General features: G+C 42.8%; 11 protein-coding genes. 7 read left to right on the plus strand and 4 right to left on the minus strand.

Going from position 1 to position 13,672, the window contains the following annotated elements; translation table 11 throughout:
* Positions 1-527 (plus strand): hypothetical protein (locus L1D50_RS15395; protein ID WP_239966349.1); only part of this gene is annotated, 527 nt, incomplete at its 5' end.
* 117 nt (positions 528-644) lie between these two features.
* Here L1D50_RS15395 and L1D50_RS15400 read toward each other — a convergent pair.
* Positions 645-1,811, minus strand: a complete 1,167-nt coding sequence (locus tag L1D50_RS15400) for an FAD-dependent oxidoreductase (RefSeq protein ID WP_138521638.1) — start codon at positions 1,809-1,811, stop codon at positions 645-647.
* A 230-nt stretch (positions 1,812-2,041) separates the two neighbouring features.
* Between L1D50_RS15400 and miaB the strand changes: the two genes are divergently transcribed.
* The 5 genes from miaB to lnt are packed head-to-tail and all read left to right on the plus strand — an operon-like array spanning position 2,042 to position 7,482.
* Complete coding sequence (gene miaB, locus L1D50_RS15405; protein ID WP_128725248.1) at positions 2,042-3,475, plus strand: tRNA (N6-isopentenyl adenosine(37)-C2)-methylthiotransferase MiaB; 1,434 nt, start codon at positions 2,042-2,044, stop codon at positions 3,473-3,475.
* A gap of 54 nt (positions 3,476-3,529) precedes the next feature.
* Positions 3,530-4,564 (plus strand): PhoH family protein, encoded by a 1,035-nt coding sequence (locus L1D50_RS15410; protein WP_128725247.1) that lies wholly within the window; start codon positions 3,530-3,532, stop codon positions 4,562-4,564.
* A 3-nt stretch (positions 4,565-4,567) separates the two neighbouring features.
* Positions 4,568-5,026 (plus strand): rRNA maturation RNase YbeY, encoded by a 459-nt coding sequence (ybeY, locus tag L1D50_RS15415; RefSeq protein WP_239966350.1) that lies wholly within the window; start codon positions 4,568-4,570, stop codon positions 5,024-5,026.
* 22 nt (positions 5,027-5,048) lie between these two features.
* Positions 5,049-5,927, plus strand: a complete 879-nt coding sequence (gene corC / locus L1D50_RS15420) for a CNNM family magnesium/cobalt transport protein CorC (protein WP_128725245.1) — start codon at positions 5,049-5,051, stop codon at positions 5,925-5,927.
* On the plus strand, positions 5,905-7,482 hold the full coding sequence (gene lnt / locus L1D50_RS15425) for an apolipoprotein N-acyltransferase (protein WP_239966351.1): 1,578 nt from the start codon (positions 5,905-5,907) through the stop codon (positions 7,480-7,482). The genes corC and lnt overlap by 23 nt, the downstream gene beginning before the upstream one ends.
* A 620-nt stretch (positions 7,483-8,102) precedes the next feature.
* On the opposite strand, the gene L1D50_RS15430 is transcribed toward lnt, so the two are convergent.
* Together L1D50_RS15430 and L1D50_RS15435 are read right to left on the minus strand one after the other, a co-directional pair.
* Positions 8,103-10,265, minus strand: coding sequence for an ATP-binding protein (locus L1D50_RS15430; RefSeq protein WP_239966352.1), 2,163 nt, complete (start codon positions 10,263-10,265; stop codon positions 8,103-8,105).
* 72 nt (positions 10,266-10,337) lie between these two features.
* Positions 10,338-11,858: a CYTH domain-containing protein gene (locus L1D50_RS15435; RefSeq protein WP_128725242.1), complete on the minus strand. Its 1,521-nt coding sequence runs from the start codon at positions 11,856-11,858 to the stop codon at positions 10,338-10,340.
* Positions 11,859-12,156: 298 nt separating this feature from the next.
* On the opposite strand from L1D50_RS15435, the gene L1D50_RS15440 reads away from it, so the two are divergent.
* Positions 12,157-12,768: a TIGR04211 family SH3 domain-containing protein gene (locus L1D50_RS15440; RefSeq protein WP_239966353.1), complete on the plus strand. Its 612-nt coding sequence runs from the start codon at positions 12,157-12,159 to the stop codon at positions 12,766-12,768.
* Positions 12,769-12,917: 149 nt separating this feature from the next.
* Here the strand turns inward: L1D50_RS15440 and L1D50_RS15445 are convergent, their stop codons facing one another.
* Positions 12,918-13,580: an outer membrane beta-barrel protein gene (locus L1D50_RS15445; RefSeq protein ID WP_239966354.1), complete on the minus strand. Its 663-nt coding sequence runs from the start codon at positions 13,578-13,580 to the stop codon at positions 12,918-12,920.
* Positions 13,581-13,672: the final 92 nt, after the last annotated feature.

Raw genomic sequence — 13,672 nt, forward strand, 5'->3', positions numbered from 1 at the left:
CATTAATTATTTTCAGTATATCTAGCTTTGTAGAAGCAAGGGCTAGCTCAATTTGCTCTCCATCACACATAGAAATCGCACTCAAGCACTTTAGCTACTGTCAGCCCTCAGAGCAGGCAAATAAAGTTTCATTCCAAACTTTTACTAACGATACCTACTCAGTTGTGATTAACGACAACTCTTCTGAACTAACGTTAAGCTGGATAACTGGCGCTATCGCACTTGCTGGTCTACCGAACAAGTATGATTTAACACCTCTTGAGTTTATGACACGAGCTTTCAATGGCACGTTTGATATACAGAGTGAAGACATGCAGAAAGTCAGTGCTGAGCTTGGCGTTATAGACGAAGCAAATGTATTTACCGCTACTCACGGAGCAAAACATATTTTTTCTTCTATCAGACCTTCAGGAGTTCAAACTGCTTACATTTTGCAGCCCAACAGTGATTGGTTATTAAGGCTAGATGGCAAATTTGATATTAATACATTGATGTATGTCGTCGATAAGCTAACACTGATGAGATAATCTCGGCACTAAACAATGAAGCGTGCAGTAATACCAATTTATCCTAATACTTGCTCCTTCAAAAATATCACTTAATTAAGTAAATTGGTGTAACACGCTCAGTGTAGAGAACAAAGATTAAAAACCAACACCTCCCATGGCGTGCTTAAGCACTTCTTTCTTTAACGGCCCAGCTTTATTCGCCACATTCAGAGCCAGATTTCTCAAATGCTTTAACGGTGTTACTTGATTCGAAAAGCCAAAATAACACGCATCCATCATACTCATCATCAAGAGATTGTCTTTCCTACGCTTTGACTCGTAGTGATGTAGTGCACTGATGTCACCAATATCTTCTTTTGACTCAATCGCTTCAGCAAGCGCCGCTACGTCTTTAAAGCCAAGGTTTACTCCCTGCCCTGCTAATGGATTAATGGTATGAGCTGCATCTCCTACTAATACCACTCGTTCGCTCACGTACTGGTTGGCATGCTGCCTTGCTAAAGGAAAAACCGCCACTTCTTCAATCTCAAAGTCACCGGGTAGCTCAAAAAATGCAGCTTTTACTTCTTGTTTTAGCGCCTGCTTATCTAGTTGCTTAAGTAAATTGAGTTTATTGCCGTTGTCATACCAAATCAGATTGGCATACGGATACTGCATAGGTAAAAAGGCAATGGGACCTGATGGCTTAAATTGCTGCCATGTTTTTTCTTGTTGCGGTGCGTCGAGTTTAATCAGCAGCCCCATACAATGTTGCTCATATTGCCAGCCTGTCACGCCTATGCCACTCATTTGTCTGACGATGGAGCGACCTCCATCAGCTGCAATTAATAAATCGGCGGTAAAAGATGCAGCTTGATACTCAATCGTCACAGAATCATCATTATGAATAATGCGCTTTGGGCTCCCCTCAGGTGAAACCACCTTGATATCAAATTCCTCGAACTGCTGCCACAAAGCAGCTTGAATGAGGTTATTCTCAATTAAGTGGCCTAAGTGCGAGGCGTTTAGCGCTTCACAATCAAATACTAATTGTCCAGGCTTATCCTCATAGGCTTCTAGCTGCTTGTAAACCGCGGCTCTGGTGTTTCTTAACACAGGCATAGCACCGAGCTCATCTAGTAACTGCTCGGAAAAGCGATTGATAGCAGAAACGCGAATATCTACCTTATCACTTGAGAGTATTGCACCTGGTGAGATGGGAGAATGTTCAATAATGGTTACATCAACACCTTGCTTCGCTAGCTTAACGGCACACGCCGCACCAACCATGCCACCACCGACTATCAGAGCCTTGTTTTTCATGCCATATTCCACTTAATTGAGTCTGTACGCATTGTAACGCATATAAAAACAGATGTTTGCTTAAAACACTCTGTATTGATCCACATTTTGAAAGTTAAAATCTATACTTGGCTAGACAAGATAGGTCATATAAAATACGCGTCCTTTAGGCATAATGATATCAATTCAGCATCGCCTGCACGAGAAACGCGTAGTGCTAAACACCGAGTTGTAAACGAGGCAATATTTAAATGAGTAAAAAACTGCATATTAAAACCTGGGGTTGTCAGATGAACGAGTACGACTCCCAGAAAATGGCGGATCTTTTGGATTCAACAAATGGCTATCAGCTTACAGAAGAAGCTGAGCAAGCTGATGTGATCCTACTCAATACTTGCTCGATTCGTGAGAAAGCACAGGAAAAAGTATTCCACCAACTTGGTCGTTGGAAACTACTAAAAGACACAAACCCTGATCTTGTTATTGGTGTTGGTGGCTGCGTAGCATCACAAGAAGGCGACACCATTCGTCAGCGTGCGCCATTTGTTGATATCGTGTTTGGACCACAAACATTGCACCGTCTACCAGAGATGATCAAACAGGTGCAAAGCAAAGAAGGCTCCGTTGTCGATATTTCATTCCCTGAAATCGAAAAGTTTGACCGTTTGCCAGAGCCAAAGGCTGAAGGCCCGAGTGCATTTGTTTCGATTATGGAAGGTTGCTCTAAGTACTGTACTTTCTGTGTTGTACCCTACACGCGTGGTGAAGAAGTAAGCCGACCTTTAGATGATGTGATCCTTGAAGTTGCTCAGCTTGCGGAGCAAGGTGTGCGTGAAGTGAACTTGCTTGGCCAGAACGTAAATGCTTACCGTGGTGAAATGCACGATGGTGAAATTTGTTACTTCTCTGACTTAATTCGCTACGTTGCAGCAATTGACGGTATTGACCGTATTCGTTATACAACATCTCACCCTGTTGAATTTACACCAGATATCATTGAAGCCTATGCGGATGTGCCAGAGCTTGTTGACCATTTACACCTACCAGTGCAAAGTGGTTCAGACCGTATTCTAAACCTAATGAAACGCGGTCATACTGCGCTTGAGTACAAATCAACAATCCGCAAGCTACGTAAGATCCGTCCTAACCTAAGCATGTCTTCAGATTTCATCATTGGCTTCCCAGGCGAATCAAACGCAGACTTTGAAGCAACGATGAACCTGATTAATGATATCGGTTTTGATATGAGCTTTAGTTTCATCTACTCAGCGCGACCTGGCACGCCAGCAGCAGACTTACCTGATGATGTTGCAGAATCAGAAAAGAAAGAACGTCTATACATCCTACAGAACCGTATCAACCAAATGGCGCAGGATATTAGCCGCAAGATGCACGATACCGAGCAGCGTATTTTGGTTGAGGGCCCATCGAAGAAAAACCCAATGGAACTGCGTGGAAGAACCGAAAATAACCGCGTTGTAAACTTCGAAGGTCCACACTCAGTGATCGGCCAATTCGTCGACGTACGTATTACTGAGGCGTTACCAAACTCGTTACGTGGTGAGCTTATCCGTACTGAAGCAGAAATGGATTTACGTCGTGACGTAAAACCGTCGGATATCTTAAATAAAGCACCACAAGAACCTGAAATTAATGAATTAGGTGTTGGTACTTTTACCCCCTAGCATTTTTAAATTGTGCGCTAGCTTCGGCTAGCGTCGTTTTTATAGGAAGACATTTTGAGTAATCAGATAAAGAATATAGAAATTTACTTAGAACCCGCAGATAATCACCGCCTTTCTTCACTATGTGGTCCGTTCGACGAAAATCTAAAACAAATAGAACGTCGCCTTGGAGTTGAAATCGCGCACCGTGACAATTGGTTTAAAGTGACCGGACAAGCGGTAACGGCAAAAGCAGCTGTGGATATTCTAAAATCTCTATATGTTGATACTCAGCCTGTGAAAGGAAAAATGACAGAAATTGAACCGGATCAGGTTCATCTGGCTATCACAGAAGCGAACGTACTCGAACAAGACGCCCCAACCGTATGGGACAAAGAAGTCTATATTAAGACTCGTCGCGGTGTGGTTAAGCCTCGTAACCCAAATCAGAGCCAATATGTTGCTAATATCTTAACTCACGATATTACCTTTGGTGTTGGTCCTGCTGGTACTGGTAAAACCTATCTTGCGGTTGCAGCGGCGGTTGATGCGCTAGAACGCCAAGAGATCCGTCGCATCCTCCTCACTCGTCCAGCGGTTGAAGCTGGTGAAAAACTGGGTTTCTTACCGGGTGATTTAACACAAAAAATCGACCCTTACCTTCGTCCTCTTTATGATGCCCTATTCGAGATGCTTGGTTTTGAAAAAGTTGAGCGCTTAATCGAAAAAAATGTCATCGAGGTTGCACCTTTGGCATATATGCGTGGTCGAACACTCAATGACGCGTTTATTATCTTGGACGAGAGCCAAAATACCACGACTGAACAAATGAAGATGTTCCTAACGCGGATTGGCTTTAATTCAAAAGCGGTGATCACCGGTGATATCACACAAATCGATTTGCCTCGCGGTGCGCGCTCTGGACTTCGCCATGCAATAGATGTGCTCAATGATGTAGAAGAAATTTCATTTAACTTCTTTAAATCTCACGATGTAGTTAGACACCCAGTGGTTGCTCGTATCGTCGAAGCATACGAGAAGAAAGAAGAACAAGAGCGTCTTGCTAAAGCTGAGAAGCATCAAGCGAAACAGCAACCTTCTGAGGAATAAACCATGGACTTAATGCTAGATTTGCAATTGGCTTGTGAGTTTGACGACTTGCCTTCCGAAGCACAATTCCAATTATGGGCAGAACATGCATTAACGCAATTTCGCGAAGAAGCAGAATTAACTATTCGCATCGCTGACGAGCACGAAAGCCAAGAGCTCAATAGCCAGTACAGAGGCAAAGACAAGCCAACCAACGTGTTGTCTTTCCCATTTGATGCGCCACCGGGAATTGAGTTGCCACTTATTGGTGATTTAGTTATCTGTCCCCAAGTGGTATACCAAGAATCCATAGAGCAAGAAAAGACCTTTCATGACCACTTCGCCCATATGGTTATCCATGGTTGCTTGCATTTACTTGGATTTGACCATATAAATGAACAAGACGCGGTAGAAATGGAAACAATAGAGAAGCAAATTCTCGCTTCTTTGAATATCGCAGACCCTTACAGAGACGATTGTTAAATTAACGGAGCAGACACAACTAATGAGCGACGATAACTCGCAAAGTAGTCAGGGTTCTTCTAGCAAGACCTGGCTGGGACGCATCACACAGATGCTGCAAGGGGAACCCCAAAATAAAGAAGAACTGGCTGAAGTCATCGCTGATGCGCAAGAGCGCCAGTTGATTGACCCAGAAACCAAAGACATGATGGAAGGTGTACTCAGCGTTTCAGAGCTGAAAGTTCGTGACATCATGATCCCACGTTCGCAAATGATTACACTTGATGTAGATGAGCCGCTCAGTGCTCAACTCCCTATGATGGTAGAATCTTCACACTCGCGTTTTCCTGTGATTTGTGAAGACAAAGACCATGTAGAAGGCATCTTACTTGCCAAAGATCTCTTACCTTTGATTTTGCGTGAAGAGAGCGATTTGCCAAGTATCCGCGAATACCTTCGTCCCGCAGTGGTCGTGCCTGAAAGTAAGCGTGTCGATACTCTGCTCAACGAATTCCGTCAAAAACGCTACCATATGGCCATCGTGATTGATGAATATGGCGGTGTGTCTGGACTGGTTACTATCGAAGATATTCTCGAAACCATTGTTGGTGAAATCGAAGATGAACATGATGACGACGAAGAACAACAAGATATTCGTCAGCTATCCAAACATGTTTATACCGTGCAAGCACTCACGCCGTTGGATGAATTTAACGAATTCTTCAAAACCAGCTACGACACCCAAGAAGCAGATACCATTGGTGGTATCATTCTTCATGCATTTGGCCACATGCCAAGCCGCGGTGAAACCATAGACATAGATCCCCTTCAGTTTAAGGTAACTAACTCCGATAACCGGAGGATCTTACAAATTCAAGTAAGTGTACCTAAATCTGAACATGTTGAAGACTCTAGTATCTAACCTGAGTAATCTCGCAAAAGATAAGTTTGCATGGCTGGCACTCATTTCTGGCTGTGCACTTACTTTTGCTTATTCCCCTTTTGGTTTTTGGCCTATCGCTTTTGTTAGCTTGATTATAGCGGCTTGGCTTACCGATAAACCTACCCCAAAGCTCGCGGCCAAATATGGCTTTTTATTTGGCTTTGGCTGGTTTGCACTTGGCATAAGCTGGGTGCATGTCTCTATCGCTGAATTTGGTGGTTTACCCTTACCTGTCTCGGTGCTGTTGATGGCATTGCTATGTGCTTATCTTGCCATCTACCCGGCATTGGCATTTGCTTTTGCCAGCTACTTTTCTCGCACCCCATGGCAACGGGTGCTGGCACTTGTTGCGGGTTTTGCCATTACCGAGTGGCTGCGAGGTCACATGCTCACAGGCTTCCCTTGGCTTAGTTTTGGTTACACGTTAACTGACTCGCCATTGAGCAGCTTAGCCCCTTGGATCGGTGAATTTGGCTTAACATTACTAGTTATTTTAGCGACAACAAGCCTTTACTATCTACTTAAACAACGTGCGATTTATCTCGCTATAGCCTGCTTTGCTGGCATTGCAGGTCTATACAGTGTGCCAGTCATTCAAGGCCCATTGAAATACTCGGGAGATGAAATCACCACTTTGCTTGTACAAGGTAATATCAAGCAGAGTCTGCGCTGGGAGCCTGAGCAGTTTTGGCCGACCATGTCTAAATATCGAGATATGACTAGACCTAACTGGCAAGGCGTTGATTTAGTGGTGTGGCCGGAAGCTGCTATTCCTGAATTTGAAGATATCGCCTACCCATTTTTAGAAGGGCTGGACAAAGCCGCCGCGTTTAATGGCACAGCGCTGATAACGGGCATTCCCGATTATCAGTTTGATACCAGAACCGCGTACAACACGCTGATCACGCTTGGTAAAAAAGAAAAAGAAGACAGCGAAGGGCAATATCACTATCTGCACAAAAACCGCTACCAGAAGCACCAATTGTTGCCTATTGGTGAGTTTGTACCGTTCGAAAACCTATTGCGCCCTATAGCGCCTCTTTTTAACTTAGCGATGTCGTCATTTACTCGAGGTGATGCGGTACAACCAAACCTACTTGCGAACGGTTTGCATGTGTTACCCGCTATTTGCTACGAAATCGCGTTTAGCGAGCTTGTCAGAGGTAACTTTACCTCTGAGTCAGATATTCTTTTTACTGTGAGTAACGACGCCTGGTTTGGAGATTCCCACGGCCCGCATCAGCATATGCAGATCGCTCGGATGCGTGCCTTAGAATTACAGCGCCCATTAATTCGAGTAACGAATAATGGTATCACTGGTGTTTACGATCCACTTAGCAAAGTTCAGCATGCCATTCCACAATTCGAAGCCAATATACTGAAAAGTGATGTAAAACTCATTAGTGGAGTGAGCTGGTATGCAGAGCATGGTAATCGCCCCGTCTGGTTTATTGTCGCTTTTATTATGCTGATACTCACCGCTGCAAAGGTAAAGCCCATAATGCTTAAGCGATTTGAACGCAACTTTTTGTAGTTGCGGTGATGTACCTATCGCGATGTGAAATCGCTCCTACACGTAATTTATAACCTATGATGGGAGCCGCTTCACGCGGCGAGCTTTTGTGCCATATCGCGATGTAAAATCGCTCCTACACGCAATATAATATCTGGTAGGAGCCGCTTCACGCGGCGAGCTTTTGTGCCGTATCGCGATGTAAAATCGCTCCTACAGGCAATATAATATCTGGTAGGAGCCGCTTCACGCGGCGAGCTTTTGTGCCGTATCGCGATGTAAATTCGCTCGACACGCGATATATAATCTCTGGTAGAAGCCGCTTCACGCGACGAGCTTTTGTGCCGTATCGCGATGTAAAATCGCTCCTACACTCAATATATAACCTCTGGTAGGAGCCGCTTTACGCGGCGAGCTTTTGTGCCGTATCGCGATGTAAAATCGCTCCTACACTCAATATATAACCTCTGGTAGGAACCGCTTTACGCGGCGAGCTTTTGTGCCATATCGCGATGTAAAATCGCTCCTACACTCAATATATAACCTCTGGTAGGAGCCGCTTTACGCGGCGAGCTTTTACTATATCACAATGTGAAATCGCACCGAGTATATGACCTCAGGTTAAGAGCAGGTTTTTGTTATTACTCACAAGGTAGAATCACACTCACTTTCAGGCCACCTAAATCGCTGTGTGCAACTGTAATACTGCCGCCATGCAATTCAACCAACTTTTGACAGATTGATAAACCTAAGCCAGAACCACCAAGGTCTCGGCTTCGAGACTTGTCGCACCGGAACAAACGTTCAAACAACCGGCCCAACGCTTCATCGTCCACACCGGGGCTCGAATCTTCAATAACACATTGAATACGGTTGTGCTGATTTTGATAGCGAATTTCCACAAAGACTTCTCCAGGCTTGTCGGTATAATTCACACTATTACGAGCTAAATTATTGAATATCTGAGCGAACCTAGTCACATCAATGTCGATCTCCAGCGTATCAGGGAGTTCAATATTGGCATTAAAATCAAGTCCTTCATCTGTCACGAAGTCATCAATATCTTCAACAAGGCCAATAAATGTGTGCTTGGCATTTACGCGCTCTAACGCTAAGTTTAGGCTGCCAGTATCCGCCTGCGCGAGTTCATAGATGTCTTTAATTAAGGTATTAAGTGTATCGAGACGGCGGTTAAGCACCTTGTAGCTCTGCTGCGGATTTTCCACCAAATTATGTTCCAGAGATTCAATATGCAACTTAAGTACGGTAAGCGGTGTTCTCAATTCATGAGAAATATCTGCCAGCAATTGCTGTTTTAAGTCTAAAGTTTTATTAAGTAGCTGCTTCTCGAGCTCCAGTGCGCGGCGTTTGTTTCTCGCAAGTAATAAAAATGCGCTCAACAGAATGACCAACACTCCTACCACAGCAGCTGTTACTATTTGTTGTACACGCTGCTCAGCCTGCTCCATATCACGCTGTGTTTTCAAGCTTTGTAGTTCATACTGATTCTTCTGGTATTCAGTGTCCAGCTGATACGCCAAAGCTTTTTGACTGGCTTCTTTTTCAAGCTGAGAAACCTTGGACTCCGCGTACTGTAGGTGATAATTAAGCGCAGTTTCAAAGTCGCCTTTTGCGCTATATGCGTCCTTTAATACACGTAATGCTGTTTCCTTGAGGCCAAGGTAGACCTCATCTTGAGCAATAATTTGCTCCATACTTTGAATGAAGAAATCAGCTCGCTCTGGTAAAACAATTTGTGCGTACGTTGTCATCGTCTCTTGATAAAGCACTTTGCTTTGTATCGGATCGATTAACTCAAGTGCCTCTTCAACATATGCTCTTGCTTCAACTTTTTGATCTTCCCTCAATTTAAGCTCAGCTAAATTACTCAGCGCCCAACCTTGATTTCTAATATGTCCGTGTTCCTCAAATATCGTGAACGCCTTTTTAAAGGACGCCTCGGCACTGCTATATTGGGCTAGTTTTTTTTGCTCTCGGCCAATGCGGATCAAAGTATAGGCTGAGTAAACCACATTACCCGCTTTAACGTCATAGTCATAAGCGGTTTGGTAGGCTTCAAGCGACTTCTCATGGTCACCGATGACCTGATGAGCGCCTCCTAAGTTGTAGTAAACTTGTCCGAGTAATACTGTATTTTCCTGCTCTTGGCTTTTCAGTACCGCAATTGATTGCTGTAATAATTCAAGTGCCTTATCTGGTAACGAAAGATCAGAATAAACATCTGCCAACTGAGTGTTCGCAGACACCTGTAAGTCTGGAAATTCATACTTTTTTGCCACTTCTATAGAGAGCTCGTAACTCTCTATAGAATCTTTATAACTACCATTGTTTTTGTACGCAGCGGCCCGAAAGCGATAGGCGTGACTTAACAGCCGATACATATCAAGCTCAGATAGCTGCGATACGGCTAAGTTTAAGTAACTAATCGCGTCACTAAATTTCCCCTCTTTGAGCATCAAATCTCCATACATTAAGGAGTATTTAGCTTCATAGTCAGGCAAATGATGTGTGAGTAACACTTGCTTAAAACGCTCAGCCCATTTATGTGCCTGTTCGAGCTGAAAAGCATTTTTTAGTGCTACCGTAGTTTTATGGTGAACGTCTGCGATTTCTTCTGGCGTTAAATCCGACTCTAATACTTGGTCAACGTTTTGAAGCGCATTATTTCGCGTTTCTTGCTGCTCTATCTCTTTGATAAAGGCGTCATATAACCGTTCATTGGCGCAAATAAAGGGGCTAAAAAGCAAAAAGAAACTAAGCAGCAGTATTTTATAAACCAACACGGTATCGTCCTTTTATTTTAGTTATTATTGACTACAAAAAAGCGAGGAATATACCTCGCTTTTATTTTCTATTTAAAACCAATAAGGTTCGCTAAGCATAGAAGACTGTCGACTTTGCTCCATGGCACTTATCAAAAAGTCAGATTTTTGCTTGAGCCATGCCTGCACTTCCTGTAATTCGTCTGCATTTTGGTTTTGGCAAAGCTGATATAAATACGCAAGAGTTTCTAGCTCGTATATACCATAGACGATATCAATCCAAGGCGTTCTAAACGCTTTGCGCGCTTCTTTATCGTAAAGCTTGCCCAGACAGTTACCGCTTAGTAGCGTGTTTTCTAGCTTTATTCTCACCTGCAAATAATCTCTTTCAGAAAGCGATTTATCCTGTGGAAGCAAGTTTTTAAGTTCTTGCCAGTCTTTATCAAATAATTGGCTCGCGATTTCTGTGACGGGTAGCTCAGCTGCACTTAGTGCTTTTTGATCCCAATTTTTACGCCATGCTCTATCAACAAGCCAACGAGTGAGAGAAAGGATCAAACGGTTATAACGAGTACAATGAAATAAATCTTCAATGTCCGTCGGTGTCGGCTGAACATCTTGCAAATCGGTAATGACCTGCGCCAATTCTGGAAACTGATTAAGTTTCTTATGATAAGCATGACGCTTTGAGGTATAGGTTTTTAAATGAATCGCATTTTCGACCCAAGCAAGTTCTGACAGCAACCATTTTAATTCGTTACGAATACTCTCGGTCGAGCTTTTATCAACAATGTCATCGAATAACCAAAACGCGTGACGAATAAGCGAAACTCCATCAATAACGCGCTTTAAAGTCTTGAGACTCGGTTTATTAAAATAGCATTGCTCGTGTTTCTGGACGAACTGAATACCATAGCTGACCGTCGCTATGAGGGCTTGCTCTTGTGTTACCTGAGATTTTAGCGGTACAAAACCTATAAACTTATTTGGTTTTAGAGGCTTATCATCGGCAATTCGATATCCCCTAGCAGCTTTTGAGTATAACCCCAAACGCATACCTGCTTGCTTAATTAGGTGGTCGGCTAATAAGAAAAGATCTTCTTTGTTTCCTTCAACTAGCTCAATTTCAAGCTCATTGATTGGCTCCATCTTCCCTTGGGCTGATATTTCCCCTTTATCCAACACTACTTCGATTTTAGTTCCTGAGTCCGTTTCGATTAACCAAGTACGACGAATGAAATTCGTACTGAAGACCGGAAATATGTTCTCTGCGATAGACTCAAGCTGCATGCCATGAGGCCAAATATTCGCGTCAAACGCTAACAAGTCAGGACGTCCTGACTGAATAGGTAAATTGTACTCAGGTCGTTGATGTAACCCTCCTACAACTTCTCCCGCAAGTTTGATGGTTTGCTCGCATTCATCATTGCAACAACGCGTTCTTAGGCCGATATCTAGCGCACGCAATTCACGATTTGGCGTGTCAAAGTAGGCGTTAGTTAAGTTTTTAGCAGGCTTGTTAGTGACCGTTTTTGCAAACTGTGTGATGAGTGCAGGGATCAGCGGAACTTCATTATCTGAAACCAAAAATTTCAGTTCTATTTCAGTGTCCATTAGGGCTGTGTTTTACCTATTTGTCTAAGGGAGGATCAAAATATACAAAGGAGGCAAAGTTTGCAATCTTTTTATCCGATGATAACTGCTTCAAACATGAGCTAAATCAATAGATAGTTGGGCTAATTTCGCTGAACATCAACGGATTAATAACACCGTATCATTGCGTTAAATGTTGCAATTTTCATTATGTAATCAATCATTTCACCCCATTCAAAATAAACAAAGCCTTGCTATTAGGCCGCGAAATCCCTACTATTTTGTAAACTTTACGACCCAAAGAATAAAAGGCCAACGCATGTTCAACTTTAAGCAATTTATCATTGCGAGCCTGCTCTTCACCAGCTTTGTAAGCTTTGCTGAAGAGCCAGACGAAAATAGCGCAGTAAACGCGACAACACCAAACGGCTATATTAGTGACAATCTTTTTATTTACATGCACACAGGTCCAAGTAAGAACTATCGAATTTTAGGTTCTGTTGATGCTGGTACGCCAATCACTATTTTGAGTGGTGCTAACGACGAGTTTGTCCAAATCAAAGATGATAAAGCAAGAGAAGGTTGGGTAGAAAGTAAATTTGTCACCACTGAACCGGGTTTAAAACAGCAATTAGAAACGATTAACCAGACCTTGGTAGAAACTCAAGAGGCACTAAACGATGCCCAGCAGCAACTTCCAATGCTGCAGCAAAACAATACCAATTTGCTAGCGGAAAATGCTTCACTTCAAGACACTATATCAGGGCTTGAAAAGCAGCTACAAGATGAGCGTCTAGCACAACAGCAAAAAGTCCAAAAAGAACAACACCTACTGCTCACTTACGGTGGTATCATCGGGATCAGTGGCATTATTATCGGTGTAATTCTGACGCTATTTTTATCACGCAGAAAACGCTACGACGGCTGGTAACTGGTTATATACCTATTGAGGTTAGATAACTTCGTCACTGACGGTGCATCTAAGCTTTCTTGTCAAAATTAATGGGGTGAATTGTTCAATTCGCCCCACTCTAAATACAGCTCTAAAAATAACCTTTCTCTACTCCGAATATCAGCGTATTAAAAAGCCCAGCCAAGTAACATGGATATATCGTGCAAATTATGCTCATATTGAACTACGCCTGTGTTGTCATATTCTTTCGATTCTTTAATATTCAAAAGAGAGTATTCCAAACCAACATAAAGATTATCTGTTAGTCGATACTCAACACCTATCGAGGTATAAATATCATTACCGCTATCACCTGAACTATTGCTGCCTGTAGGAACCAACTGTGCAGGGATCACATCTTTGTATTGCCAATGTGCCATTCCAACTCTTATATTTGCATTAATATTGGTAGACACCTCAATCTCTCCCTTAATCCCCAACCGTAGAGATTTAGTATCAATAGGAAACCTGGCTCTATATGAGTAGTCATATGGGTTTTGATAGATTCCAGAGTGTGTGTTAGAAACGTGAACGGGGTATTCAGCTAGTGACTCTCCATGAAAATGCTGTGCGATTTCAAGAGCTAAACGATCTGTAAGCCCAACACCGAGCCTCAGCCCCCATGAATCAGAATTAGCGGATGACGCACGCTTATATCCTAAATCAGATTCTTGCTCGGCATAAAATTCATTATTGGCTTTACCAAAAAGTACTTCTGAAAATATGGCAATATCAGCCTTCGCGTACATAGGCAACGATAGTACTGCCAGTCCAAATAATTGTTTTTTCATTATCACATCGGTGTTTAAAGATTAAAAAGGAAGCAATATTTAGTTTGAAATATTGAAGTGAAAAGCGGGCGGAAGTATACACTGAATATAAA

The organism is Pseudoalteromonas sp. Isolate6, from assembly GCF_022398435.1.
GTDB classification, from domain to species: domain Bacteria; phylum Pseudomonadota; class Gammaproteobacteria; order Enterobacterales; family Alteromonadaceae; genus Pseudoalteromonas; species Pseudoalteromonas galatheae.